24 protein-coding genes are annotated in these 25,578 nt (G+C 50.0%); 8 read left to right on the forward strand and 16 right to left on the reverse strand.

Annotated features, from left to right (window positions below; all coding sequences use genetic code 11):
- Positions 1-301: 301 nt before the first annotated feature.
- The 3 genes from F0Q32_RS08465 to F0Q32_RS08475 form a co-directional block, all read right to left on the reverse strand.
- Positions 302-616 carry a hypothetical protein gene (locus F0Q32_RS08465; RefSeq protein ID WP_149462695.1) on the reverse strand — a complete coding sequence of 105 codons (315 nt, stop codon included), beginning with the start codon at positions 614-616 and terminating at the stop codon, positions 302-304.
- A 1,219-nt stretch (positions 617-1,835) separates the two neighbouring features.
- Complete coding sequence (locus F0Q32_RS08470; RefSeq protein WP_149462696.1) at positions 1,836-2,072, reverse strand: hypothetical protein; 237 nt, start codon at positions 2,070-2,072, stop codon at positions 1,836-1,838.
- Positions 2,073-2,343: 271 nt separating this feature from the next.
- On the reverse strand, positions 2,344-3,102 hold the full coding sequence (locus tag F0Q32_RS08475) for a YdiY family protein (protein ID WP_149462697.1): 759 nt from the start codon (positions 3,100-3,102) through the stop codon (positions 2,344-2,346).
- Positions 3,103-3,417: 315 nt separating this feature from the next.
- Here F0Q32_RS08475 and pfkB point away from each other — a divergent pair, with 315 nt between their 5' ends.
- From pfkB to F0Q32_RS08490, 3 genes are all read left to right on the forward strand, one after another.
- Positions 3,418-4,353 carry a 6-phosphofructokinase II gene (gene pfkB, locus F0Q32_RS08480; RefSeq protein ID WP_149462698.1) on the forward strand — a complete coding sequence of 312 codons (936 nt, stop codon included), beginning with the start codon at positions 3,418-3,420 and terminating at the stop codon, positions 4,351-4,353.
- A 90-nt stretch (positions 4,354-4,443) separates the two neighbouring features.
- Positions 4,444-4,728: a type V toxin-antitoxin system endoribonuclease antitoxin GhoS gene (gene ghoS / locus F0Q32_RS08485; RefSeq protein ID WP_149462699.1), complete on the forward strand. Its 285-nt coding sequence runs from the start codon at positions 4,444-4,446 to the stop codon at positions 4,726-4,728.
- A 105-nt stretch (positions 4,729-4,833) separates the two neighbouring features.
- Positions 4,834-5,694: a fructosamine kinase family protein gene (locus F0Q32_RS08490; protein WP_149462700.1), complete on the forward strand. Its 861-nt coding sequence runs from the start codon at positions 4,834-4,836 to the stop codon at positions 5,692-5,694.
- Between the two features lie 40 nt (positions 5,695-5,734).
- Here the strand turns inward: F0Q32_RS08490 and tonB are convergent, their stop codons facing one another.
- Positions 5,735-6,457 (reverse strand): TonB system transport protein TonB, encoded by a 723-nt coding sequence (gene tonB, locus F0Q32_RS08495; RefSeq protein ID WP_149462867.1) that lies wholly within the window; start codon positions 6,455-6,457, stop codon positions 5,735-5,737.
- A gap of 222 nt (positions 6,458-6,679) precedes the next feature.
- Here tonB and F0Q32_RS08500 point away from each other — a divergent pair, with 222 nt between their 5' ends.
- Positions 6,680-6,976: a YciI family protein gene (locus F0Q32_RS08500; protein ID WP_015964170.1), complete on the forward strand. Its 297-nt coding sequence runs from the start codon at positions 6,680-6,682 to the stop codon at positions 6,974-6,976.
- Between the two features lie 43 nt (positions 6,977-7,019).
- Here F0Q32_RS08500 and F0Q32_RS08505 read toward each other — a convergent pair whose 3' ends face one another.
- Positions 7,020-7,193, reverse strand: coding sequence for a YciY family protein (locus F0Q32_RS08505; RefSeq protein WP_149462701.1), 174 nt, complete (start codon positions 7,191-7,193; stop codon positions 7,020-7,022).
- Positions 7,194-7,335: 142 nt separating this feature from the next.
- On the opposite strand from F0Q32_RS08505, the gene cls reads away from it, so the two are divergent.
- A complete protein-coding gene (cls, locus tag F0Q32_RS08510) occupies positions 7,336-8,796 on the forward strand; it encodes a cardiolipin synthase (protein ID WP_149462702.1) in 1,461 nt (486 codons plus the stop codon).
- A 34-nt stretch (positions 8,797-8,830) separates the two neighbouring features.
- Positions 8,831-9,160, forward strand: a complete 330-nt coding sequence (locus F0Q32_RS08515) for an HI1450 family dsDNA-mimic protein (RefSeq protein WP_149462703.1) — start codon at positions 8,831-8,833, stop codon at positions 9,158-9,160.
- 35 nt (positions 9,161-9,195) lie between these two features.
- Here the strand turns inward: F0Q32_RS08515 and F0Q32_RS08520 are convergent, their stop codons facing one another.
- The 7 genes from F0Q32_RS08520 to F0Q32_RS08550 form a co-directional block, all read right to left on the reverse strand.
- Positions 9,196-10,023: an ion transporter gene (locus F0Q32_RS08520; RefSeq protein WP_149462704.1), complete on the reverse strand. Its 828-nt coding sequence runs from the start codon at positions 10,021-10,023 to the stop codon at positions 9,196-9,198.
- A gap of 56 nt (positions 10,024-10,079) precedes the next feature.
- Complete coding sequence (gene oppF / locus F0Q32_RS08525) at positions 10,080-11,084, reverse strand: murein tripeptide/oligopeptide ABC transporter ATP-binding protein OppF (protein ID WP_015964165.1); 1,005 nt, start codon at positions 11,082-11,084, stop codon at positions 10,080-10,082.
- Positions 11,081-12,094: an ABC transporter ATP-binding protein gene (locus F0Q32_RS08530; protein WP_149462705.1), complete on the reverse strand. Its 1,014-nt coding sequence runs from the start codon at positions 12,092-12,094 to the stop codon at positions 11,081-11,083. Before F0Q32_RS08530 ends, oppF begins: the two co-directional genes overlap by 4 nt.
- An 11-nt stretch (positions 12,095-12,105) precedes the next feature.
- Positions 12,106-13,014 (reverse strand): oligopeptide ABC transporter permease OppC, encoded by a 909-nt coding sequence (gene oppC, locus F0Q32_RS08535; RefSeq protein ID WP_015964163.1) that lies wholly within the window; start codon positions 13,012-13,014, stop codon positions 12,106-12,108.
- 14 nt (positions 13,015-13,028) lie between these two features.
- Complete coding sequence (gene oppB, locus F0Q32_RS08540) at positions 13,029-13,949, reverse strand: oligopeptide ABC transporter permease OppB (RefSeq protein ID WP_015964162.1); 921 nt, start codon at positions 13,947-13,949, stop codon at positions 13,029-13,031.
- 84 nt (positions 13,950-14,033) lie between these two features.
- On the reverse strand, positions 14,034-15,665 hold the full coding sequence (gene oppA / locus F0Q32_RS08545; protein WP_149462706.1) for an oligopeptide ABC transporter substrate-binding protein OppA: 1,632 nt from the start codon (positions 15,663-15,665) through the stop codon (positions 14,034-14,036).
- 718 nt (positions 15,666-16,383) lie between these two features.
- Complete coding sequence (locus F0Q32_RS08550; protein WP_149462707.1) at positions 16,384-17,031, reverse strand: YchE family NAAT transporter; 648 nt, start codon at positions 17,029-17,031, stop codon at positions 16,384-16,386.
- 488 nt (positions 17,032-17,519) lie between these two features.
- Between F0Q32_RS08550 and adhE the strand changes: the two genes are divergently transcribed.
- Positions 17,520-20,195, forward strand: coding sequence for a bifunctional acetaldehyde-CoA/alcohol dehydrogenase (adhE, locus tag F0Q32_RS08555; protein WP_149462708.1), 2,676 nt, complete (start codon positions 17,520-17,522; stop codon positions 20,193-20,195).
- A 173-nt stretch (positions 20,196-20,368) separates the two neighbouring features.
- Here adhE and tdk read toward each other — a convergent pair whose 3' ends face one another.
- Positions 20,369-20,998, reverse strand: coding sequence for a thymidine kinase (gene tdk, locus F0Q32_RS08560; RefSeq protein WP_149462709.1), 630 nt, complete (start codon positions 20,996-20,998; stop codon positions 20,369-20,371).
- Between the two features lie 875 nt (positions 20,999-21,873).
- On the opposite strand from tdk, the gene hns reads away from it, so the two are divergent.
- Positions 21,874-22,287 (forward strand): histone-like nucleoid-structuring protein H-NS, encoded by a 414-nt coding sequence (hns, locus tag F0Q32_RS08565; RefSeq protein ID WP_015964157.1) that lies wholly within the window; start codon positions 21,874-21,876, stop codon positions 22,285-22,287.
- A 152-nt stretch (positions 22,288-22,439) separates the two neighbouring features.
- Here hns and galU read toward each other — a convergent pair whose 3' ends face one another.
- From galU to rssA, 3 genes are all read right to left on the reverse strand, one after another.
- Positions 22,440-23,348, reverse strand: coding sequence for a UTP--glucose-1-phosphate uridylyltransferase GalU (galU, locus tag F0Q32_RS08570; RefSeq protein ID WP_149462710.1), 909 nt, complete (start codon positions 23,346-23,348; stop codon positions 22,440-22,442).
- 197 nt (positions 23,349-23,545) lie between these two features.
- Positions 23,546-24,559 (reverse strand): two-component system response regulator RssB, encoded by a 1,014-nt coding sequence (gene rssB, locus F0Q32_RS08575; protein WP_149462711.1) that lies wholly within the window; start codon positions 24,557-24,559, stop codon positions 23,546-23,548.
- A 90-nt stretch (positions 24,560-24,649) separates the two neighbouring features.
- Positions 24,650-25,561, reverse strand: coding sequence for a patatin-like phospholipase RssA (gene rssA / locus F0Q32_RS08580; RefSeq protein WP_149462712.1), 912 nt, complete (start codon positions 25,559-25,561; stop codon positions 24,650-24,652).
- Positions 25,562-25,578: the final 17 nt, after the last annotated feature.

The raw sequence follows: 25,578 nt of genomic DNA on the forward strand, positions 1-25,578 counted from the left end.
TGGTGAGAGTTAACCTTTACCTCTTATTTATTTCGAATAAGCTTCTATACATTTCTATCTGAATAAGAAAATCAATAATCCCTTAGCACATTATGCATGGTAAATTAGCCGCATTAATGAATAGAGTATTTGTTAGAAAAAGATAAGTAGTTATGCATTGAGTCAATTCTCAAGCCAATGTAATCAAATCTTTCAATCCCAATGCCTGCAACGTAATGACATCTTAACGCGCGGGACTGAAGAAGCGTAACCAATATTAACCTATAGTTATTATCAATAAAACCAAGTAATTCATCGTCACTTAAGCCACTATGAACTTTTTTATAAAAGATAGTGTCCACGCCCGAGTTTTGTTGACATGCTCGACTCGGATAGGATTACCCGCATTTATTGCATAAGTGACGCCGATAGTCCTTTCAGCATAGGGATATGATTTCATCTCTATGACTTTAGAAATACCATATTTTCTTTTAACGCTAAGGAGATCGAGCAGGTGCTCGACAGAGACGAGGGCACCAGACTCATCACCGAAACCATCTGCATTTAACGAATCACGTAAAGCTATACAATGCCGCAATGCAGCTAACAGCAGATACTCATTTGTGACATCTTTCATGCTTCCCCCTCAAGGTGAATGGAAGCAGTACATTCAGTCAGTTTTATGCTTCTTTAGTTAACTGTAACCTACATTGAAAAATCCGAGAAGAATTAACTAAAAATTTACATAACGAGAACACGAATGTTTCAAAAAAGCGACGATATATGGCAGTGCATACGAGATCCATGTTTCTTAATGAGTCTGTTTTTCGTCACAAGCAAAGGTTTGCAAATCTGGAAACAACTCAAGTGAAATCAATACCCGGCTTTCTCTCATTATCAACACTTCCCTGCCGCTGCATGGCAGCGCGATTAAGATTTCACAAGAAAAACAAGGCACTATAGTAATAATCGTTTTATTGCTGTAGCGTAATGCGTTCCTTTGACAACATTTTCACATTGCGAATGTGTTTATTTTATGTTGGGAAATATACTTTCCGATATGAATGCGTTATCGTTACGTCTCAACTCGCCTGACTGGAGGGGTTATCCCCGACATCAAATTTAAGTGCCCGGTTTGCTCAGGAAAAACGTTCTTGTTCACCACGTTTAAAGCTGATTCAAACCAACCTCATGGTGCAGTATGTTCACTTTGTGGAACACAACTCACTGCCATTTCATGCATACCAAAACTTCGCAGGAAGCGGTGGACCAAAAGAGTGCCGTGACGTAACTCGTTGAGCTTATACCAATGCCCGTTCTCTCCTGAGCAAAAATTGAGATTATTAATGACTACAGCGTTGATATGCTCACTTTAATCAGGAGAGACATTAAATAATTTTTCCTGTGTAGTGGGGCCAAACCCACCTTGTTCAGCGATAACCGAACAACTCGCAGCAGCCACAAGCGTTAACACAATCCAAATTTTCATCATTTATCCCCAGTGATTTGGTATAAAAAACAATTCTGGCACACAACATGAAAATTGCATGATTTTTGAAAAAAACAGGATTTTTCCAGACGGTTTCAGGCATCACTTCAACACAACAGCTTTAATGCGTCATAAATTGGTCTGATCGGTACTGTTGGCAAAGCGCGCGATTTCACTTCAATCGGAGTAATAACGTTGGTTGACTAATGGTTGGGAATAAAAAATTTAGCAAACCTTTATTTACGGATAAATCTGAAGATTAACCACTGATGAGCTAAAACTCAAAAAAGAAAAACCGGTACATCTCTACCCGGTTTTTTCAGACCACCAAACAATAAGGAATGCTTATTAATATGGCGTGATGTTATCAGGACCACTCACCCGCGACCAGGGTATGCACATTGAAAGCATCATCCATTGAATGGCCAGTGGACTGAGAGCCTGGCGCGATGTTTGAGCCGGCTTCAACGTCGTGTGCGGAAGTGATTCCGATTTGCTGGGTTGCAGGTGTACTGGCAGAATGCGTTGCAGGTTCAGCGGCAAATACACCGAATGAAAGTGCAGACAGCACAGCTGCTGCTGTTGCGATTTTAATATTTTTCATAATGGTTATTCTCTGGTTTGATTAGCACTTTTGAATCCAGGCGTCATTAATCGCCCTTGTTAACAAGTGTAGATCCAGATCACATTTTTGACCAGCCCCATTATTTAGCTTTTCGTGTCAAATCAGGTAAAAATATATCAACAAGGTTAATTATGGAGATATTATGAAGAAATCTTATTTTTTATTAAATTTAAAACGCTGTTGATAATTTAATAATACAGGGGGGCGGTATTTCTGGCAAACAGGCCGGTGGAATCCGGCCTGTTTAAAATTACATTTTATAACCGAGGGAAAGCGTGGTCCGTCTGTCTGTGTGTTCTGGCGCCGTCGCTGGTGGCTCTGAGTTCCAGGTAACGTTGTAGGCAACCTTAAGACCAAAATGCTCGTTAATGGCGACATTCAGGGCACTTTCAGAGTTCACCGTTGTGTCGTCTGAACCAAACACAGAAACACCCTGCGTGAATTTCGCCGTATCGGTCATCTGCCAGGCATAAGAGCCTGAAGCATAGCCTAAGGCCTGGGTTTCAGTTTCATCATTGGTGTACTTGTCATAACGAACACCCGGACCGAATTCAAAACGGAAACTGTGCACTGGCCCATTGAGGAACTGACGACCATAACCGGCCGTAAATACGTCGCGCTCGCGATAACCATTGTAGCGGTCGGTCAGCCAGCTGGCCTGTCCGAATAAATAGTCTGCATCCGTCATGTTATAACGGCTACGTCCCCCTACAGCATATTTTTCAGAAGATCGCTCATCATTAGAAGAGGTATTGCTGGCATTCCCCCACAGAGACCAGGCGGTGGTATTACCATACCAGGTTAAAGTGGAGTCAGCGGTCAGTGAGGAACTCTTGGTGTTACCCGACTGGGCGAGATAGCCCGCATTAACAGTGCCTTCAAAAGGCTTCTTCGCGGAGGAAGGGTCATCCATGACAGTAAAAACGGAATCATCGGCAGCTGCATACATTGACGCAAACACGCCACCCAGCAGCATCACAGCCGCGGGTACTGTCTTCAAAAGCTTCATTTATTAAGAGTCCGTACAACAAAAAAAGAGACCTTTACGGTCCCGGAAACTTTCGCGAGGATCAACGACAGGCGGTCCATTGAAAGGTAACAAATTATAAAAAGCGCCGCATAACATAGCAATGAATTCTTCTTTCATTTTTTGAATAAGAACGATCTCAAAACGTGCTTTATTTCATATAGATATTCGCACGTAAAGCTTTCCATTTTATTGAAAATTATAGTGTTGTAACTTTCACTCTCGCCTGTTCGGTGCCAGACTTACATTCTTGCTGAGACAAGTCTGGCCTTATGGTCATAAAGGGAGGTAATAGTAATGGTTAAGATTTATACGCTCACATTCGCCCCTTCTCTCGACAGCGCCACTCAGACGCCGCAAATTTACCCAGAAGGGAAACTCCGTTGTAGCTCACCGGTCTTTGAACCTGGCGGCGGTGGAATTAACGTCGCCCGCGCGATTACTTTTTTAGGTGGAAAGGCTACGGCGATTTTTCCCATAGGCGGCGCGACGGGTGAACATCTCGCCACCCTGCTAACTGAAGAACACGTTCCGGTAGAATGTGTTGAGGCGCGAGAATGGACACGCCAGAATCTCCACGTCCATGTGAACACCAGCGGGGAGCAATACCGCTTCGTCATGCCTGGCGCTACGCTGCATGAGGACGAAATTCGTAAGCTCGAAGAGAAAGTCACCCAAATTGAAGCCGGTTCACTGCTAGTGATAAGCGGCAGCCTTCCCCCCGGCGTTAGCCTTGAACGCTTTGTCGCATTAATTAAGTCAGCACAACAGCATGGCGTACGTTGCGTTGTTGATAGCTCCGGCGATGCACTGGCCGCCGCGCTGGATATCGGCAACATTGAGTTAGTCAAGCCGAATCAGAAAGAACTCAGCGCATTGGTGCAACGCGATTTAACTCAGCCAGATGATGTGCGCAAAGCAGCTGAAGAGATCATTCGTAGTGGAAAAGCTGCACGGGTAGTCGTGTCCCTCGGCGCTCAGGGCGCACTTGCCGTCGATGCAAAAAACTGCGTTCAGGTCGTGCCGCCGCCGATAAAGAGTCAGAGCACCGTTGGCGCGGGTGACAGCATGGTCGGTGCAATGGTATTAAAACTGGCGGAAAATGCCGGGCTTGAGGAGATGGTGCGTTACGGCGTTGCCGCCGGGAGTGCAGCCACTATTAATCAGGGCACGCGTCTCTGCTCTCATGAAAACACGCAGCGAATCTTTGATTATCTGTCGCAGAATAAATAATAGCATCCGGCCCGGAATCTCCGGCCGGGTCGCGAAATCGCGCCAATCGACTATGCTAAAAAAATTCTATTGTTAACAATGAGGTGAATTATGAGCGGTGATATCGCCCGTTACGTCGTGACGATTAAATTTCAGGAAGAGACGCTGACTGAGCTTAATGAACTCAATAATCATCTGACCCGCGCCGGATTTACGCTTACACTCACGGATGATGACGGAAAAGTACATGAACTGGGCACCAACACATTCGGCCTGGTTAGCCCGCTAAAAGATCAGGAAATTAAGGAGTTAGTGAGCGGCCTTGCCGATGCGGCTATCGGCAAACCTGTTGATATTGACGTAATCACATTCGAGCAGTGGCTGAAAGATCAATAAATGCTGTTGCGGCATTTTAACTCCTGGTTGTGCGTTAGTTCGAGTTTTTGCACCGCATTTGTGCGCTAACCTTATGATCTGGCAGAAAACATGGGGAGAGACATCATGTGGCAAGCGATCGGTAACCTGTTAAGTGAACAACTCGGCAAAGGTGAAATCGAGCAGCGCGACGAACTGCCAGGCGGAGAAATCCACGCCGCATGGCATATTCGCTACGCAGGCCGCGATCTCTTTGTGAAATGCGATGAACGCGAGCTACTGCCCATCTTCACGGCGGAAGCTGATCAGCTCGAACTCTTGTCCCGTAGTAAAACCGTGGCGGTGCCGAAAGTTTACGCCGTCGGTTCAGACCGCGATTACAGCTTCCTGGTGATGGAATATCTCCCTCCCCGTCCGCTAGACGCACACAACGCATTCTTACTGGGGCAACAAATAGCGCGCCTCCATCAATGGAGCGACCAGCCGCAGTTTGGCCTCGACTTTGATAACGATCTCTCCACCACGCCACAGCCGAACGCCTGGCAGCGCCGCTGGTCTACCTTTTTTGCCGAGCAGCGAATTGGCTGGCAGCTGGAACTGGCTGCGGAGAAAGGGATGGAATTTGGCGACATTGATGCCATTGTCGATCACGTTCAGCAACGCCTGAGCTCACATCAGCCGCAGCCTGCGTTATTGCATGGCGATTTGTGGTCCAACAACTGCGCGCTCGGTCCGAACGGCCCTTATATCTTCGATCCTGCCTGCTATTGGGGTGACCGTGAATGCGACCTGGCGATGCTGCCGCTACATCCGGAGCAGCCGCCGCAAATCTATGACGGTTACCAGTCCGTCTCACCGCTGCCGGCCGATTTTCTTGAACGCCAGTCGGTCTATCAACTTTATACATTGTTCAACCGGGCAATTCTGTTCGGAGGGCAGCATCTGGTGATTGCACAGAAAGCGCTGGATAACGTACTGGCCGCGTAGACCCAAAAGCGAAAGCCCCCGATTATCGGGGGCTTTATGATTAGTTCATCTGTACGCCTTTGAGACGGAATTCAATGTTCATGATCAAACCGTTACCTGGCTTGCCGGCTTCGTAGCGCCATTTCCGCATCGCCGCTTTCACGTCACGTTCGAACATATTCGACGGTTGCGCGGAAAGAATTTCAACGTTTTCCACTCGACCATCTGCCGTCACATCAAATTTAACGCGGACTTTACCTTCAATACGTAGCGCCAGTGCGCGAGACGGATAGCTTGGCTGCGAGCGATTTAACGCTTTCGGCCCCGCCGGTGCCGTGATCGTCGGCTTGCTGGTGCCCGTTTGGTTATTGGCAACAGAGCGTGCTGGTGGCGCATCGTTGGTGGTCGTCGATAATGGACGGTTTTCAACCGGCTTCACTTCCGGCTTACGCTCTTCAACCTTTTTCACCGGCTTAGGTTTCGGTTTTGGCTTCGGCTTAGGTTTCGGTTTTTCAATGACCACCGGCGCTTCTTTTGGCGGTTCGGGAACCACTTCCGGTTCGGGCTCGGGTTCAGGTTCGGCTACGGGTTGTGGCGGCTGAACGGCCTGAGGCGGCTCGAGGTCGGAAGGCGCAACCATCGTAATAGAAATAGGCTGAGCGGGTGCGGGCAGTTCAATAACCTGATGTACCGAGGTGTAAAGCAGGCCCGCCACGACGGCACCGTGAATACCAACGGACAGCAATGTTGGCCACGGAAAGCGGCGAGGTAAATCAAGGGTCATTGAAGTCATAATCGTTACTGTTGAAAAATGATGAGTGTGATTTTAAATGCAAATAGCAATCATATTCAATAAGGCATCTTATCTTCCGTCAAGTTTCCGCCGCTTTTGCTGAAAAAAAGCACGCCCGGCCCCCCTGCTTTATCATTGTTTTAACTTTGCATTGCAGTCGTTGCCGCTTTCACTTACCGTAATTTACAGCTAACTAAAACAGGAGTTCTGCCCGTGCTTTACGTCATTTACGCTGAAGATTACGCCGACACCCTTGAGAAACGTCTGTCCGTCCGCCCGGCTCACCTGGCCCGTTTACAACTGCTGCATGATGAAGGTCGCCTTCTGACGGCGGGCCCGATGCCTGCGGTTGATAGTAACGATCCCGGCGCTGCGGGTTTTAGCGGCTCAACGGTCATTGCTGAATTCGAATCACTGGAAGCGGCGCAGTCCTGGGCACAGGACGACCCGTATGTGGCGGCGGGCGTGTATGAACGCGTGACCGTGCGTCCGTACAAAAAAGTATTCTGAGGTCAGAAAAACATCGGGCACCGCAAGCGGTGCCCTTTTGCCATTAAAGATCGTAAATGGCATACAGCAAGCAATTACGCTGTCGCCCGACCAGGCTCTTTCTGATGGAGTGGATACGCATATTACGGCGCGACTGCGCTTCCAGCCAACGGGCTTTGCGGCGGCTCGCCTGACGCAACATCCGCCAGCGCCCCACTTCCGGTCTACTACGCTTCATTTCTACCGCTCTTATCGAAGAAGAGCCGTTATTATACCCCCGGGAAATCGGCTTACCAGCGCTTTTCCCTCGCGTTTTTATTTGCCAGATGAATCCTGATGCGTAAACTCATAACAAACGCTTTCAAAAGGACTTTCTGACTATGACAACCTTTTACACCGTCGTGAGTTGGCTGGCTATTCTGGGGTACTGGTTGTTAATTGCGGGGGTAACGCTGCGTATTCTGATGAAACGCCGCGCGGTTCCTTCGGCAATGGCATGGTTGCTGGTTATCTACATTCTGCCGCTGGTCGGTATTATCGCCTATCTCTCGGTGGGCGAGCTTCATCTTGGGAAACGCCGGGCCGAGCGCGCACGTGCGATGTGGCCTTCCACCGCGAAATGGCTGAACGATCTCAAGGCTTGCAAACATATTTTCGCGGAAGATAACAGTCCGGTCGCCTCTTCTTTATTTAAGCTTTGCGAACGTCGCCAGGGCATTGCGGGCATGAAGGGAAACCAGCTTCAGCTACTGACCAGTTCGGACGACGTGATGCAGGCGCTGATCCGCGATATCCAACTGGCACGCCACAATATTGAGATGGTCTTTTACATCTGGCAGCCTGGCGGCATGGCCGATCAGGTTGCGGAATCACTGATGGCGGCGGCGCGACGCGGCGTTCACTGCCGATTGATGCTCGATTCGGCGGGCAGCGTCGCCTTCTTCCGCAGCCCATGGGCGGCAATGATGCGAAACTCCGGCATCGAAGTGGTTGAGGCGCTGAAAGTTAACCTGATGCGTGTCTTCCTCCGCCGCATGGATTTACGCCAGCATCGCAAAATGATCATGATTGACAACTACATTGCCTACACCGGCAGTATGAATATGGTCGATCCGCGCTTCTTTAAACAAGATTCCGGCGTGGGTCAGTGGGTTGATCTTATGGCGCGAATGGAAGGCCCGGTCGCCACCGGAATGGGTATTGTTTATTCCTGCGACTGGGAAATCGAAACAGGCAAGCGTATTCTGCCCCCTCCGCCCGATACCAATATCATGCCATTCGAAGAAGCCAGCGGGCACACGATTCACACCATTGCCTCTGGCCCGGGTTTCCCGGAAGATTTGATCCACCAGGCGCTGCTCACCGCCACCTACGCGGCGCGCGAGTATCTGATTATGACCACCCCCTACTTTGTGCCGAGCGACGACCTGCTGCATGCTATCTGTACCGCTGCACAGCGCGGTGTGGACGTCAGTATTATCCTGCCGCGTAAGAATGACTCGGTACTTGTCGGCTGGGCCAGCCGGGCGTTCTTTACCGAGCTGCTGGCGGCAGGCGTCAAAATCTATCAGTTTGAAGGTGGTCTGCTGCACACCAAAAGCGTACTGGTCGATGGCGAATTAAGCCTGGTGGGTACCGTTAACCTGGATATGCGCAGCCTGTGGCTTAACTTCGAAATTACGCTGGTCATCGATGACGCCGGTTTCGGTGGCGATCTCGCGGCAGTGCAGGATGATTATATCTCCCGCTCCCGCCTGCTGGACGCCCGTTTATGGATGAAACGCCCGTTCTGGCACCGCATCGCTGAGCGACTGTTTTACTTCTTTAGCCCGTTGCTGTAAAACGTGCCCATCAGATGTTAAACAGGTAATCATCATGGATATGGATTTAAACAATCGCCTGACCGAAGACGAAACGCTCGAACAGGCTTACGATATTTTTCTCGAACTGGCGGTTGATAACCTCGATCCCGCGGATGTCATTCTGTTTAACTTACAGTTTGAAGAGCGTGGCGGTGCAGAGTTATTTGACCCGTCAGAAGACTGGCAGGATCACGTTGATTTCGATTTGAATCCGGACTTCTTCGCCGAAGTGGTCATTGGCCTTGCCGATACCGACGGTGGCGAAATTAACGATATCTTCGCGCGCGTCCTGCTGTGTCGCGAGAAAGACCACAAGTTGTGCCACATCCTCTGGCGCGAATAAGATGTGTGAAGGGGCAGCCAGCGCTGCCCCTTTTTTTATTCTTCCGGTAGTTTTCCGCCACAGGCTTTACAATATTTCGCGGCAGTTTCATGCCCGCTCTGCTGACAATCCGGGCAAATTCTTGCCAGCTGACGTTTGGCTATTTCACCGCTCATTTGTGAGGTAATAATGCCGGTCGGAATCGCAATAACGGAATAACCAATCAAAATCAGCAACGACGCCACCGCCCTCCCTGGTGCCGTGTGCGGCGTGATATCACCGTAGCCTACAGTCGTTACAGTAACAATAGCCCAGTAGACCGAGGTGCTTAAGGTGGTGAAGCCATTCGCCGGCCCTTCAATGCCGTACATTAATGCGCCCGCGACAACCATAACAATCGAGATAAACGCGTAGAACAGAATAAGCTGATGACGCGATTTTACAATCGCTCCCCAGATGCCATTTAATGCCGGCATCAGGCGTAATAATTTCAGAATACGCAGCACGCGAATAACGCGCATCGCCCGCCAGGCGAAGAGATAATCAATGCCAATCTCCGGCCACAGCATGATCACGTAAAACGGTAAAATAGTGGCAAGGTCGATTATGCCCCAGAGACTAAAAACATAACGCGCTGGCTGCGGCCAACTGAATACACGCAAAAAATATTCGAGGGTAAATACCAGCGTGAAGAAAACTTCCACCCACACAAAAAGGTGCCATTCATCGTACGTAAGGTGATAAGTGGTTCCGACGCCTGACTCAATAAAAATCACCACCACGCTTAACAGTGCGAATAACCCGCACAGCGCTTCAAAGCGCCGGGCGGAACGCCGGTTATGGTCGAACAGCGCGTGATATATCCGTCGGCGAAATGTTTGCATGACCAACACGTTTTAACCTCATAAGAAAAAGGGCTGACAATTGTCAGCCCTTGCGATTATAACGGGTCTACCTTCAGGCAGGAAACCGCATGCCGGAAACTGCCCTCCAGCACCGGTCGGGTTTTCGCACACTCCGGCCCGGCAATCGGGCAGCGGGTGCGGAAGACACAGCCCGATGGTGGGTTAATCGGCGACGGCAGTTCCCCCTCCAGCAACTGAATGGTTTTCTGCTTTTCCAGATCCGGATCGGGCACAGGCACCGCCGACATCAGCGCTTTGGTATAAGGATGCAGCGGATTGTGGTACACCTCGTCATAGGTCCCCAGTTCCACCGCATGACCCAGATACATCACCAGCACTCGGTCGGAAATATGTTTCACCACCGCCAGATCGTGGGCGATAAAAATTAACGACAGGCCCATTTCGCGCTGCAACTGCTGCAACAGATTCACGACCTGCGCCTGAATGGACACATCCAGCGCCGAAACCGGTTCATCGCAAATAATCAGTTTCGGTTCAAGGATCAGCGCGCGCGCAATGCCAATTCGCTGACACTGACCGCCGGAGAATTCATGCGGATAACGGTTGACCAGGTTCGGCAACAGCCCCACTTTCATCATCATCGCTTTCACCCGATCGCGCACTTCCTGGCGCGGCATTTTCGGATGATAAGTACGCAGCGGCTCGGCTATGATTTCACCAATGGTCATGCGCGGGTTGAGTGACGCTAGCGGATCCTGGAATATCATCTGAATATCGCTACGCACGTCGCGCCATTCGTCCGGTTTCATGCCCAGCAAATCTTTCCCCAGCCAGGCCACGCGTCCGTCAGTGGCTTTCACCAGGCCGATAATTGCACGCGCAAAGGTGGATTTCCCGCAGCCAGATTCCCCTACCACACCCAGCGTTTCCCCTTCATACAAACGCAGCGTGACGCCATCGACGGCTTTCAGGGTTTTGGCCGGTTGCCAGAACCACTGTTTGCCATCCTTAATATCAAAGTGGACTTTTAAGTCGGCGATTTCGAGCAGAATTTTTCTATCTTCAGTGACGGCGTTCATACCAGTTCCCCCACAGGCTTAAAGCAGGCGCGTAAGCGACCTGGCGCGAACGTCTCAAGAGGCGGCGCGCTGCTGCAAATCTCCATCGCGTGCGGACAGCGCGGCTGGAACGGACACCCTTTCGGCAGGCGAAGCAGGTTCGGTGGGTTACCCGGAATGGTTAACAGCGATTCACCTTCCGCGTCGAGACGCGGAACGGCATTGAGCAAACCAATAGAGTAAGGATGCGCCGGATGATAGAAGACATCGCGCGCGTTGCCGTATTCCATGGTACGCCCGGCGTACATCACCAGCACTTTATCGCAGATACCCGCAACGACGCCGAGATCGTGAGTAATCATGATAATCGCGGTATTAAATTCGCGCTTCAGCTCGTTGAGCAGCGTCATGATTTGCGCCTGTACCGTGACATCCAGCGCAGTCGTCGGTTCATCGGCTATCAGCAGCTTAGGCCGGCACAGCAGCGCCATCGCGATCATCACGCGCTGACGCATGCCGCCGGAGAACTCATGCGGGTACATTTTCATACGCTTACGCGCTTCCGGCATTTTTACCGCATCAAGCATTTTGACCGATTCTTCAAACGCTTCCGCTTTACTCATGTTTTTGTGCAGCATCAGAACTTCCATCAACTGCTCACCAACGCGCATATACGGGTTCAGCGAGGTCATCGGGTCCTGGAAGATCATCGAGATTTGCTCAGCGCGCAGTTTATTTAATGCGTGTTCCGGCAGGTTGAGGATCTCTTTACCATTAAAGGTAGCCGAACCGCCAATCCGTCCGTTACCCGCCAGCAGCCCCATCAGGGCAAACGCGGTTTGCGATTTACCGGAACCGGACTCACCAACAATACCCAGTGTTTCCCCGGCGCGCAGATTAAAGTTGAGGTCGTTCACCGCCGTCACATCGCCGTCGGGCGTTTTAAACGTCACGCGCAGATCTTTTACATCCAGCAGCAGGCCCGTTTGCGCCTGCGTTTGCGGCGCTTTAGCCGTATCAATTACGCTCATCACGGCTCTCCTTAACGGTCTTTCGGGTCGAGGGCATCACGCAGGCCATCGCCGATAAAGTTGAAACAGAACAGGGTGACCACCAGGAAACCCGCCGGGAACAGCAGCAGCCATGGAGAAACTTCCATCGAGTTGGCGCCATCGCTCAGCAATGCGCCCCAACTGCTCAGCGGCTCCTGGGTACCCAGACCAAGGAAGCTCAGGAAAGATTCAAACAGAATCATGCTTGGGACCAGCAGCGATGCATAAACCACCACCACGCCAAGGACGTTCGGCACAATGTGGCGCACCACGATGCTGGCCGTAGACACACCGCCGACCTGCGCGGCTTCGATAAACTCTTTGCGTTTCAGGCTGAGCGTTTGCCCACGGACGATACGCGCCATATCCAGCCAGGAAACCATACCGATAGCCACGAAAATCAACAGGATGTTCTGACCGAAGAAGGTCACCAGCAGGATAACGAAGAACATAAACGGGAAGGAGTTTAGGATTTCCAGCAGACGCATCATGACCGAGTCGACTTTGCCGCCGAGGTAACCGGACAGCGATCCGTACAGCGTGCCGACAATCACCGCCACCAGCGCTGCGGCAATCCCGACCATCAGCGAGATGCGCCCGCCGATTGCCACGCGCACCAGCAAGTCGCGCCCGGAGGAGTCAGTACCAAAGTAGTGACCGGATTCCATATCTGGCGCACTCGACATCATTCCCCAGTCCGTATCGAAATAGGAGAACTGCGACAGCATCGGCGCCAGGGTGACGAACAGAGCGATCAGCACTAATACCACCAGGCTGGCAACCGCTGCACGGTTATGCATAAAGCGACGGCGCGCATCCTGCCACAGGCTGCGACCTTCAACATCCAGTTGTTCACTGAAGTTCTCCAGCGCCTCGCTATTTTTCTTACTCAATATCATGGCGAACTCCAGACTCAGTAACGGATTTTAGGGTCAATCACGGCGTAAAGCACATCCACGACCGCGTTAAACAAGATTGTCAGCGCGCCGACCAGAATGGTCAGGCTCAGCACCAGCGAATAATCGCGGTTCAGCGCCCCGTTGACGAACAGTTGCCCAATCCCCGGCAGGCCATAAATGGTTTCGATAACCATTGAACCGGTGATGATGCCGACAAACGCGGGCCCCATATAGGAGAGCACCGGCAGCAACGCAGGTTTTAAGGCGTGACGGAAAATAATCCGCCGCATCGGCAGGCCTTTGGCGCGCGCGGTGCGGATAAAGTTGGAGTGCAGCACTTCAATCATCGAGCCGCGGGTGATACGCGCGATACTGGCGATATAGGCCAGAGACAGCGCCACCATCGGCAGGATCATAAATTTCAGCGCCCCGCCGTTCCAGCCGCCGCCGGGAAGCCATTTCAGCGTAATGGCGAAGATCATCACCAGCAACGGCGCGACGACAAAACTGGGTATCACCACCCCGGTCATCGCGACGCCCATTACCGAGTAGTCCCATTTGGTGTTTTGTTTAAGCGCTGCAATCACGCCCGCAGTGACGCCTAATACCACCGCCAGAATAAAAGCGGCCGCCCCCAATTTCGCCGATACCGGGAAGCTGCTCGCCACCAGATCGTTAACCGAATAATCTTTATATTTAAAAGATGGCCCGAAATCGCCGTGCGCCAGTTGCTTCAGGTAACTGAAGTATTGCGTGGTGATGGGATCGTTTAAGTGGTATTTCGCTTCAATGTTCGCCATGACTTCTGGCGGTAAGGTGCGCTCACCGGTGAAAGGACTTCCCGGCGCAAGGCGCATCATAAAGAATGAAATGGTAATAAGAATAAATAGCGTCGGAATCGCTTCCAGACAGCGACGAAGTATAAATTTCAACATTGCCCGTACCTTTTGGCCAGTGCCTTCAATAATGCGATAAGCGAGACACCGTGAGACAGGCCGGGCCTGCCTCACGTATTGCCATTAGTGCTTCACAATGTACATATTTTTAGTATACGTATTATCCATTGGGTCTTTGCCGGTATAACCGCCAACCCACGGTTTCACCAGACGGGCGTTCACGTAGTAATAAACCGGAACAATCGCACTGTCTTTATCCAGTTGCTGTTCTGCTTTATCGTACAGCGCCGTACGCTGTGCCTCGTCGGTAGCTTTCAGCGTTTCCGCCATAATGCTGTCGAATGCCGGGCTCTTATAGTGCGGGGTATTCATCGAGCTATTAGAAAGCATCATATTAAGGAAGGATGTCGGTTCGTTATAATCGGCACACCAGCCCGCACGCGCTACATCAAAGGTTCCCTGATGACGTGTATCGAGGAAAGTTTTCCACTCCTGGTTGACCAGTTTAACATTGACGCCGATATTTTTCTTCCAGATTGAAGAGGCGGCAATAGCCAGTTTCTTATGCAGATCGGACGTGTTGTACAGCAGGTTAATGGTTAACGGTTTGTCTGCCGTGTAGCCCGCTTCCGCCAGCAGTTTTTTCGCTTCTTCATTACGTTTATCCTGGCTCCAGCTAAACCACTCTGGCTGCGTTAATTTCGCGCCATCGGTGTATGGCGGAGTGAAGCCAAATGCCGGTTTATCGCCCTGCGCTTTTACTTTATTGACGATAATGTCGCGGTCCATACCCAGCTTCAACGCGGTACGTACGCGCACATCGGTAAATGGCGCCCGTTGGTTATTAATTTCGTAGTAATAGGTGCACAGATACGGATCGACGTGAACTTCGTCAGGGATCTCTTTTTTCAGTTTCTGGAACAGTTCAATTGGCATGTTGTTATAGGTCATGTCAATTTCACCGCTGCGATAGCGGTTAACGTCGGTCACTTCAGAAGAAATAGGCAGGTAGGTAACCTGATTAATGACAGTTTTGGCGTTATCCCAGTAGGTGGGGCTACGTTCAAGTACAATTCGCTCGTTGACCACCCAGTCTTTTAATTTATAAGCGCCGTTAGTCACGATGTTCGCAGGCTGGGTCCATTTCTCACCAAATTTCTCTATGGCGGCTTTAGGAACCGGAGAGGTTGACGGGTGCACCAGCAGTTTATAAAAGTACGGAACCGGTTCACTTAAGGTGACTTCTAAGGTGTGGTCATCAACGGCTTTCACACCCAGATCGGTAATCGGTTTTTTCCCTTCGAGGATGCCATCAATATTGGCGATATGGCCATATTGCAGATAGCTGGCGTACGGGGATGCCGTTTTCGGGTCAACCGAACGCTGCCAGCTATAGACGAAATCTTGTGCAGTTACCGGAGAGCCATCCGACCATTTCGCATCTTTACGCAGATGGAAGGTCCAGACTTTAAAATCTTTGTTGTCCCAGGATTCCGCCACGCCCGGAGACGGGTGACCAGCGAGGTCGCTGACCAGCAGGCCTTCAAACAGATCGCGACTGATATTCGATTCAGGAACACCTTCAATTTTGTGTGGATCGAGAGACTGTACTTCAGAGCCGTTATTACGTACCAGCGTCTGTTTTTCTGCCAACTGTACGCCTGCGGGCACATCAGCAGCCATTGCTGCATTCCCTGCCAATAGCGCCGTGAAAATTCCCGCAGCGATTACGCTTTTCTTCGTGATGATGGACATTGTGTTGATACTCCGCTCATTATAATTACTGGATCTTGCCAGCCTGTTATCCCCTTTGGGGTCTCTGTACAGCGCAGGAGCTTTTGCGTCTGCCAGTTTTTTGGGTACTGCTTGCTATCACCGACTTTTTTATTACGGCCGCTCTTTGGCTGCCTGTCGTCGATTCATTCAAGGTGTCTCCCCTGTCGAGCCACCTGGGTTATCTCTTCATTACCCGCGACGGTATAAGGCCGGAAAGTACCAAATGCCCTTCTTCGCCGCCAATATAATTTGCAAATTTGTTAAGCAATTCTCTTTTCATCGACATCCGGCCGCTTTATCCGTGAATTCAACGCCCTGCTGATTTAAGACAACACGTTATTGTTCAAAGAGATAGCGACGTTATCTCAGACAATCAGCGTATCAATGAAACACCAGCTCATTTTATATACAAATAATTAACATTTGTTCATTATTTAGTACATTAATCTGTCGGATGGTCAAAATTACTAATATCATTTCGATTATCCGACAGCAAGCGTAACAGTATAGTGTGAGAGAAATAACATAAGAGATGGCAATGCCCGACAGAGGATATATCACTAACGTAATGATATTGTTGTATTTTATCTATCATCACGAAGACTTATCGTTCATGCCATTAGCACTATATTTGATATGATTTGCGAATAATGAAGCAGCTGGCAGAGTCTGCTACTCTGCCAGCTAAGGAAGGAGGTTAGTTCACAAGCCCCGGGAAAATGGCTTTTATTCCGGTCACAATAAATTCAATCCCCAGCGCCATCAGCAATAAACCCATAATACGGGTGATAACGTTGATACCTGTCTGCCCTAATAAGCGTACCAGCCAGGGCGCAATGCGAAAGAGCCCCCAACAGCAGAAAGCAAACAGCGCGATGGCCACCGTAAAACCGACGAGATAAGGAAGCGTATGAAAGCGCGTCCCCCATACGATAGTGGAGCTGATTGCGCCAGGCCCTGCCATCAACGGCAGCGCTAAGGGTACGACGCCAACACTTTCGCGAATCGCCGTCTCCGATTTTTCCTGTTTGTTCTGCTTATCTTCCCCCAGCTTACCGCTGATCATCGACATTGCGATGGTGACCACCAGGATACCGCCCGCAATACGGAAGGAGTCGATGGAGATCCCGAAGAGTTGCAAAATGCCATCGCCGAGAAACAGCGAGGTCCACAGAATAATGGCGACGGAGAGGTTCGCCGTCATATTGGTTTTATTACGCGCGGCCGCCGTCTGGTAACTGGTCATACTGATGAAGACGGGGATAATCCCGACAGGGTTGACCAGCGCGAATAGCCCAATAAAAAACTTCACAAAAATCGGAAAATCAAACAGAGCCTGAGTCACGTGAACTCCGAAACACCATAAAAAGTGGTAGTTGACGAAAAATGAATACAAAAACTCTGCAGAAGATACGCTGTTTGGCGGCATACTTCACCAGAATTCTGCAAAAATCACGCAAATACAGAATGTTATATATTAATTTAAATTATGCTAATGTGCGTATCAATCACCACAACCCATAGTTAACAATTTACAATCTTTACTAAAATGGGGCTGCTGAAAGGTGTCAGCTTGGCATATTTTTGACGCTGATCACATATTTCATACTCAGAAGTGAGTAATCTTGATGACGCCGACAGATTTCAGGGGAATTCTCTGAAAGCCGTTCAGGCAAGGCTCTTTGAGTTCAAAGCTCTTTTAGTAAATCAGTGAATCGGGAACGGGTTGCGGATTGTTCCTTTAAGGTCTAAGCAAGCAGGTAGCGCTCTGTCTATACTGACTTGTCGAGCAGATGATTTACTAAAAAAGTTTAACATTATCAGGAGAGCATTATGGCTGTTACTAATGTCGCTGAACTTAACGCACTCGTCGAGCGCGTAAAAAAAGCCCAGCGTGAATATGCCAGTTTCACTCAAGAACAAGTCGACAAAATTTTCCGCGCCGCCGCTCTGGCTGCCGCAGATGCTCGAATTCCTCTCGCAAAAATGGCTGTTGCCGAATCCGGCATGGGTATTGTTGAAGATAAAGTGATCAAAAACCACTTTGCTTCTGAATATATCTATAACGCCTATAAAGATGAAAAAACCTGTGGCGTCCTCTCTGAAGACGACACCTTCGGTACCATCACCATCGCTGAACCTATCGGCATTATCTGTGGTATCGTCCCGACGACCAACCCGACTTCAACCGCTATCTTTAAATCACTGATCAGCCTGAAGACGCGTAACGCCATCATCTTCTCCCCGCATCCGCGTGCTAAAGATGCAACCAACAAAGCAGCAGACATCGTCCTGCAGGCGGCTATCGCTGCTGGCGCGCCGAAAGATCTGATCGGCTGGATTGACCAACCGTCTGTAGAACTGTCTAACGCCCTGATGCACCACCCGGACATCAACCTGATCCTCGCGACCGGTGGTCCTGGCATGGTTAAAGCAGCATACAGCTCCGGTAAACCAGCAATCGGCGTAGGCGCAGGTAACACCCCGGTTGTTATCGATGAAACCGCTGATATCAAACGTGCTGTTGCATCCGTACTGATGTCTAAAACCTTCGATAACGGCGTAATTTGTGCGTCTGAACAGTCTGTTGTTGTGGTTGATTCCGTATACGACGCCGTTCGTGAACGTTTCGCCAGCCACGGCGGCTACATGCTGCAGGGCAAAGAGCTGAAAGCCGTTCAGGACATCATCCTGAAAAATGGCGCGCTGAACGCAGCAATTGTAGGTCAGCCTGCGGCTAAAATCGCAGAACTGGCAGGCTTCACCGTGCCGGCAACCACCAAGATTCTGATTGGTGAAGTGAAAGTTGTCGATGAAAGCGAACCGTTTGCACACGAAAAACTGTCTCCGACGCTGGCGATGTACCGCGCCAAAGATTTTGAAGACGCCGTACAGAAAGCAGAAAAACTGGTTGCTATGGGCGGTATCGGTCACACCTCTTGCCTGTACACCGACCAGGACAACCAGCCGGAACGCGTCGCTCACTTCGGTCAGATGATGAAAACCGCGCGTATCCTGATTAACACCCCAGCATCTCAGGGTGGTATCGGTGACCTGTATAACTTCAAACTCGCACCTTCCCTGACTCTGGGTTGTGGTTCATGGGGTGGTAACTCCATCTCTGAAAACGTTGGTCCAAAACACCTGATCAACAAGAAAACCGTTGCTAAGCGAGCTGAAAACATGTTGTGGCACAAACTTCCGAAATCTATCTACTTCCGCCGTGGCTCACTGCCAATCGCGCTGGATGAAGTGATTACTGATGGCCACAAACGTGCGCTCATCGTGACTGACCGCTTCCTGTTTAACAACGGCTACGCAGACCAGATCACCTCTGTTCTGAAAGCGGCTGGCGTTGAAACTGAAGTGTTCTTCGAAGTTGAAGCAGACCCAACCCTGACTGTCGTTCGTAAGGGCGCAGAGCTGGCGAACTCCTTCAAACCAGACGTGATCATCGCGCTGGGCGGCGGCTCCCCGATGGATGCTGCGAAAATCATGTGGGTTATGTACGAACATCCGGAAACTCACTTCGAAGAACTGGCACTGCGCTTTATGGACATCCGTAAACGTATCTACAAGTTCCCGAAAATGGGTGTGAAAGCGAAAATGATCGCCGTCACTACCACTTCCGGTACCGGTTCTGAAGTCACACCGTTTGCGGTTGTAACCGACGACGCTACAGGTCAGAAATATCCGCTGGCAGACTACGCGCTGACCCCGGATATGGCGATTGTCGATGCCAACCTGGTCATGGACATGCCGAAATCCCTGTGTGCTTTCGGTGGTCTTGACGCTGTCACTCACGCCCTGGAAGCATATGTTTCCGTACTGGCATCTGAGTTCTCCGACGGTCAGGCTCTGCAAGCGCTGAAACTGCTGAAAGAAAACCTGCCGGCGTCCTACCACGAAGGGTCTAAAAACCCGGTAGCACGTGAGCGCGTTCACAGTGCAGCAACTATCGCGGGTATCGCGTTTGCGAACGCCTTCCTGGGTGTATGTCACTCCATGGCGCACAAACTGGGTTCTCAGTTCCACATTCCTCACGGTCTGGCGAACGCCCTGTTGATCAGCAACGTTATTCGCTACAACGCGAACGACAACCCGACCAAACAGACCGCATTCAGCCAGTACGACCGTCCGCAAGCACGTCGTCGTTACGCTGAAATCGCTGACCACCTGGGTCTGAGCGCACCGGGCGACCGTACTGCTGCTAAGATCGAGAAACTGCTGGCATGGCTGGAAGAGCTGAAGGCTGAACTGGGTATTCCTAAATCTATCCGTGAAGCTGGCGTTCAGGAAGCTGACTTCCTGGCGAACGTCGACAAACTGTCTGAAGATGCGTTTGACGACCAGTGCACCGGCGCTAACCCGCGCTACCCGCTGATTTCTGAACTGAAACAAATCCTGCTGGATACCTTCTATGGACGTGAGTACCACGAAGGCGAAGTTGAAGTGAAGAAAGAAGCTGCACCAGCAAAAGCTGAGAAAAAAGCGAAGAAATCTGCTTAATCAGCCGCTGAGCTAACGCTCTGATAGCAAGCCCCATCTCAGGATGGGGCTTTTTTTTACTTCCGATTTAGCTCACAGGCGTGCGTCAAAGAAGGAACAATATGGAGCAAAGTAAGGGCTCCACTCACGCCAGATTAGCAGCAGACGTGAGCGGAGAATGCGCGAGAGCGCAATCAGGCAGGGTGACGGCAGTGACGATGTTTAGCCTGAATGACGGCCAGCGAGCCCTCCTCCAGCGCTTCTTTATAGTGCTTACGACAGACAGAGACGTAACGCTCATTTCCGCCAATAACCACCTGCTCGCCTTCATTATAAGGGCGGCCTTCTTGATCAAGACGCAACACCATGCTGGCTTTACGTCCGCAGAAACAAATCGTTTTTAATTCCACCAGCTTGTCGGAGAGCGCCAGCAAATACTGGCTACCGCCAAATAACTCACCGCGGAAGTCAGTACGTAAGCCGTAGCATAAAACAGGAATATCGAGCTGATCGACGACGTCTGAGAGCGCGTAGACCTGTTCGCGTGTCAGGAACTGGCATTCATCCACCAGCACGCAGTTAACCGCCTCACGCGCGTTCTCAGCGCTAATTTCATCAAAGAGCTGACTACCCTGGTTAAACAGCTTTGCCGGCGAGGAGAGCCCGATACGCGAACTGACTTTGCCAGCACCGAAACGGTCATCAATTTCGGCGGTATAAACCACGGTACGCATCCCACGTTCCTGGTAATTGTATGATGACTGCAATAGCGCCGTAGACTTACCCGCGTTCATTGCAGAATAGTAGAAATAAAGTTGTGCCATTGGCCGCGAAACCCTAATCAATACGTTTTCAGACGCCGGCAGTGTACCATATTTTATCCTGCCCTACGCTCGCACATACAAAACATGCGGTTTTTGTATAACTACCATAAACATTAAGAATGATGAATTGTTGCTTAAAACAGGATTTATCAGGTTACAAATTGTCTATATTGGCTTGCAGAGCCCGACAGATGGGCCTTCGCCGCATTAACCCATCAACCAATTTTCACCGGGCTTTGTGCAGCAAAAATAACAGCGACATCAATAAATAAGAAATATCGTTAAAATCCGCACACCGTACTTCAGTAACCTCAACGGCTTACAGCAACCTGGCTGACAATTTGAATAGCATGTAAATAACATCGTCATAACTATGGGTTTAATAGGAATGCCAGGGGTAATAACGCCCAGGTTTCTTCTGTAAGGGATGAAGGCATAAAGCAGCATAGGTTCGTTATTATCCCTGCTCTATCGCCCGGTCGGCAATGTTACTATCACCTAAGGACAACGGTTCACCCTGTATCACGTCAGGTTTGATTTAGCATAGTAACCATTCATAACCTATAAAGAAGCGCATAAAATTGATACGGACCAACTAATACATAAGGTTGATATTTATCCATACGGAGTATAGGCCACCTGCCTTTCAGTCCTGACGTGCTGCATTCTCTGGCGTGTTATAGTTCAGACTTCCCCGACAATAGAACGGGTAAAGTTGTGAAGCAGCACTAAAAATTTAACTTTTAGATATTAATAAAAGCACCAAATAACACGTTATTTTGAATTCCTTACATTCCTCCCTATTGCACATCTGAAATTAACGCTCTATTATTACTTCAACAAACCACCCCCAATATAAGTTTGAGAATACTACAATGAGCGAAGCACTTAAAATTTTGAACAACATCCGTACTCTTCGTGCGCAGGCAAGAGAATGCACCCTTGAAACGCTTGAAGAAATGCTGGAAAAATTAGAAGTTGTTGTTAACGAGCGTCGTGAAGAAGAAAACGCGGCAGCGGCTGAAGTTGAAGAACGCACTCGTAAACTGCAACAATACCGTGAAATGCTGATTGCTGACGGCATTGATCCGAACGAATTGCTGAACAGCATTGCAGCAGCTAAAACCGGCACCAAAGCAAAACGCGCTGCGCGTCCGGCTAAATACAGCTATGTTGATGAAAATGGCGAAACGAAAACCTGGACCGGCCAGGGTCGTACTCCTGCAGTAATCAAAAAAGCAATGGACGAGCAAGGTAAATCTCTGGATGATTTCCTGATCAAGGACTAATCCCGAAATTGCTTTAAGAATCCCGCTCCGGCGGGATTTTTTTTATCGCTACGTTACTGCCCTGCTGTTTTTTTATGCATTAGTCAAATCACAGCAATAAAAAAGCCGGGTTACCGAACGGTCGGTATCCCGGCTCAGGGTCACACGAAAAATTACTTCGCTACGCCCAGCGTGTCTTTAAGCCATGCAGTGAATTCTTCACCGAGTGTCTTATGACGAACGCCATATTCAACGAAGGCCTGCATATAACCCAGTTTATTACCGCAGTCATGGCTTTTGCCTTTCATATGATAGGCTTCAACCGTTTCTTTCTCGATCAGCATATCAATAGCATCGGTCAACTGAATTTCATCGCCAGCTCCCGGAGGTGTTTTTGCCAGCAGCGGCCAAATATCAGCGCTCAGGACATAACGCCCTACAATGGCCAGATTTGACGGTGCGACATCAGCTTTCGGTTTCTCAACCACGCCAACCATCGGGACGCTGTCGCCCGGTGCCAATGGGGCACCTTTACAGTCAACCACGCCGTAAGCGGTAACATCATCAACCGGCTCAACCATAATCTGGCTTGAACCCGTTTCATCAAAGCGTTTGATCATTTCTGCCAGGTTGTCCTGGGACAGATCGGATTCAAATTCATCCAGAATAACGTCTGGCAGAATAACCGCGACGGGTTCATCACCCACAACTGGATGCGCGCATAATACAGCGTGTCCCAGACCTTTCGCCAGGCCCTGACGTACCTGCATAATGGTTACATGCGGCGGGCAAATAGATTGCACTTCTTCCAGCAACTGACGCTTAACGCGTTTTTCCAGCATAGCTTCAAGTTCGAAGCTGGTGTCAAAATGGTTTTCAATCGAATTCTTGGAAGAGTGAGTGACCAGCACAATTTCAGTGATACCTGCGGCGATACATTCATTTACCACATACTGAATTAATGGTTTATCTACCAGCGGCAGCATTTCCTTAGGAATTGCCTTCGTAGCAGGTAACATCCTGGTACCTAATCCCGCCACGGGGATAACGGCCTTAGTCACTTTCGAATTTAGGGCAGCCATTCAAATCTCCTGAACTGTTCAAACTTTGAACTTGCTCGTTAATTAATAACGCGTTGAGTATATCATCACAGCCAGGTGGGGCTGCTCCGAAAAGGACGCGCTGACCTTGAATTAAGATTTATACGTATCAGACTTGCTGATAGTACCACCGTGAAAGATAAGCCGTTAAAGCTATCCTGCGGGAAAAATGCGTTTGCTCATTCTGCAGACAACATTAAACGCAATCGCCCCCCATTTCCCCAAATCTGACACTGCCAGAAACTGCAGCGCTGGCTAATTTGGTTGAGGTATGCATTGCCCAGCGTGCCTAAAGGTACACCATTACTTATTTGTATATGATGCTCTCCGGTATTTAATGTGCCATTAAGCCCGGCAGAAACCAGAATCAGATTTTTTAACTCACTGTGATAATAACCCACCAACAGAGGAAATTGCCCGGGCAGATTAGCCTGACGCAAAAGCTGATTCACTTGTTTAAGCAGGCTACGCAATTCTGGCAGTCGTTGCCCCTGATGGGCGAGCTGTTCCTGCAACAGGCCATTGAACAGCGAACGTAATAACAGCGCCGCCAATACACCATTATCTCCTGCCCGCGTCACATCAAGACAGTAAAACGCGAGATCGTTATCGGAGAGCGGTGCAATATCCAGTACCAGACCCGGTTTATCGGCGAGCACCAGTTGACGATAGTTAATACGGCAATGCGAGATAACCTGCTGAACAGGTGGCTGCAACTCCTGAAGCAATTTTGCCGCGGCAGACGGATTGTTCACGAGGGCATCCCAGTCTTCAAATAATCGCTCCTCCTCCTCTACCCGAGAATTAAACATATTGGGATAGAGGCAGGCAAAAACGGTTTCTCGCAACCGGTTCAGATCCTTTACTGGTTTTAACAGAACATCCTGGACTCCGAGCCTTAACGCCCGGGCGATATCGGCCATATTCTCTGTGGCCGAGATGACGAGAATAGGTAATTTCGCCCCGCCGTTGCGCACGTGCTCTACCAGCGTGAGGCCATTCATACGCGGCATGGCAAGATCGCAAATCATCAAATCAGGCTGAAGCGTCGCCAGGATCTCAAGCGCCGCCACGCCGTCCTGAGCGAGCGAGGTTTCAGCGCCCAGCGATGTGAGCCACGAATCCAGAAGGGAGCGGAAAACGGGTTCGTCCTCAACAATCAAGATCTGTTTTCCCGCCAATGGCTGCGTCATGATATCTCCCCTGGCTGACGATAAATAAATAGTGGCATGCTATTCACACAATCGCCTGTCAGATTTTGCTTAAGTAGTCTTAAAAGTGTCTCAAATTGAGGCACGAACTAAGGGTAAGAGCTCATCTGTCTTTTTTTCTACCGCTAACTGACCTGCGGCAATTGCAGAAGAGGCTCGGTGAAAATCCAGTGTCGAGATCTGCGGACAAAACGGTTGAATCAGGATATCCGGTGGATCGCCCGCCATACGGTTACGTTTCAGACGGTTTTCCAGCACCTGAATCGAGGTGGACATGATTTCCATCGCCGTGGGTGTCACGGACGTGCGGCGTGATGCTACCCGGCCTAAACGCACGCGCAGTCTCTCACGCCAGGAGAGCGTATCAGGATTATCGCTCTCCTCCGGGTCGGGCTGAATATTGACCGACATTAAATCTTGCTGCATCAGATGCGCATCATGCTGCAAATCAACGGCTATCACGATATCTGCGCCGAGGGCGCGCGTCAGCGAAACAGGAATGGGGTTAACCACCGCGCCATCCACCAGCCAGTAGCCATTATGTAGCACCGGTGACATCAGACCAGGAATACTGCAGGATGCGCGCACAGCCATATGCAGGTCGCCTTTGGTAAACCACAGTTCTCTTCCGGTACTGAGATTTGTCGCAACGGCGGCAAAGCGTTTTTCGCAACGCTCAATGGTATCGTTGGGCATCACCTGTCGATAGTGACTGAACACACGCTCGCCGCGCAACAATCCGCCGCGACGCCAGGAGAGATCCATCAGGCGTAGCACATCCCAGTAGCTAAAGGAGCAGACCCACTTTTCGAGTGCGGGGAGACGATTACTGGCGTAGGCGGCGCCCACCAGCGAGCCGATGGAACAACCCGCGACGATATCGACCTCAATTCCCATTTGCTGTAGTGCTTTAATGACACCAATATGAGACCAGCCACGCGCTGCGCCCGATCCCAAAGCCAAACCAATTTTAACTTTTCTCATTCGTACCGGTGGACATC

The sequence above is a fragment of the Pseudocitrobacter sp. 73 genome, from assembly GCF_008369545.1.
Classification (GTDB): Bacteria; Pseudomonadota; Gammaproteobacteria; order Enterobacterales; family Enterobacteriaceae; genus Pseudocitrobacter; species Pseudocitrobacter vendiensis.

What these genes read in the sequence shown, in the direction of transcription:
- F0Q32_RS08465 (WP_149462695.1), bottom strand. Translation starts at nt 616, where the DNA reads ATGAAAGATGTCACAAATGAGTATCTGCTGTTAGCTGCATTGCGGCAT.
- F0Q32_RS08470 (WP_149462696.1), bottom strand. Translation starts at nt 2,072, where the DNA reads ATGAAAAATATTAAAATCGCAACAGCAGCAGCTGTGCTGTCTGCACTT.
- F0Q32_RS08475 (WP_149462697.1), bottom strand. Translation starts at nt 3,102, where the DNA reads ATGAAGCTTTTGAAGACAGTACCCGCGGCTGTGATGCTGCTGGGTGGC.
- pfkB (WP_149462698.1), top strand. Translation starts at nt 3,418, where the DNA reads ATGGTTAAGATTTATACGCTCACATTCGCCCCTTCTCTCGACAGCGCC.
- ghoS (WP_149462699.1), top strand. Translation starts at nt 4,444, where the DNA reads ATGAGCGGTGATATCGCCCGTTACGTCGTGACGATTAAATTTCAGGAA.
- F0Q32_RS08490 (WP_149462700.1), top strand. Translation starts at nt 4,834, where the DNA reads ATGTGGCAAGCGATCGGTAACCTGTTAAGTGAACAACTCGGCAAAGGT.
- tonB (WP_149462867.1), bottom strand. Translation starts at nt 6,457, where the DNA reads ATGACCCTTGATTTACCTCGCCGCTTTCCGTGGCCAACATTGCTGTCC.
- F0Q32_RS08505 (WP_149462701.1), bottom strand. Translation starts at nt 7,193, where the DNA reads ATGAAGCGTAGTAGACCGGAAGTGGGGCGCTGGCGGATGTTGCGTCAG.
- cls (WP_149462702.1), top strand. Translation starts at nt 7,336, where the DNA reads ATGACAACCTTTTACACCGTCGTGAGTTGGCTGGCTATTCTGGGGTAC.
- F0Q32_RS08515 (WP_149462703.1), top strand. Translation starts at nt 8,831, where the DNA reads ATGGATATGGATTTAAACAATCGCCTGACCGAAGACGAAACGCTCGAA.
- F0Q32_RS08520 (WP_149462704.1), bottom strand. Translation starts at nt 10,023, where the DNA reads ATGCAAACATTTCGCCGACGGATATATCACGCGCTGTTCGACCATAAC.
- oppF (WP_015964165.1), bottom strand. Translation starts at nt 11,084, where the DNA reads ATGAACGCCGTCACTGAAGATAGAAAAATTCTGCTCGAAATCGCCGAC.
- F0Q32_RS08530 (WP_149462705.1), bottom strand. Translation starts at nt 12,094, where the DNA reads ATGAGCGTAATTGATACGGCTAAAGCGCCGCAAACGCAGGCGCAAACG.
- oppC (WP_015964163.1), bottom strand. Translation starts at nt 13,014, where the DNA reads ATGATATTGAGTAAGAAAAATAGCGAGGCGCTGGAGAACTTCAGTGAA.
- oppB (WP_015964162.1), bottom strand. Translation starts at nt 13,949, where the DNA reads ATGTTGAAATTTATACTTCGTCGCTGTCTGGAAGCGATTCCGACGCTA.
- oppA (WP_149462706.1), bottom strand. Translation starts at nt 15,665, where the DNA reads ATGTCCATCATCACGAAGAAAAGCGTAATCGCTGCGGGAATTTTCACG.
- adhE (WP_149462708.1), top strand. Translation starts at nt 17,520, where the DNA reads ATGGCTGTTACTAATGTCGCTGAACTTAACGCACTCGTCGAGCGCGTA.
- tdk (WP_149462709.1), bottom strand. Translation starts at nt 20,998, where the DNA reads ATGGCACAACTTTATTTCTACTATTCTGCAATGAACGCGGGTAAGTCT.
- hns (WP_015964157.1), top strand. Translation starts at nt 21,874, where the DNA reads ATGAGCGAAGCACTTAAAATTTTGAACAACATCCGTACTCTTCGTGCG.
- galU (WP_149462710.1), bottom strand. Translation starts at nt 23,348, where the DNA reads ATGGCTGCCCTAAATTCGAAAGTGACTAAGGCCGTTATCCCCGTGGCG.
- rssB (WP_149462711.1), bottom strand. Translation starts at nt 24,559, where the DNA reads ATGACGCAGCCATTGGCGGGAAAACAGATCTTGATTGTTGAGGACGAA.
- rssA (WP_149462712.1), bottom strand. Translation starts at nt 25,561, where the DNA reads ATGAGAAAAGTTAAAATTGGTTTGGCTTTGGGATCGGGCGCAGCGCGT.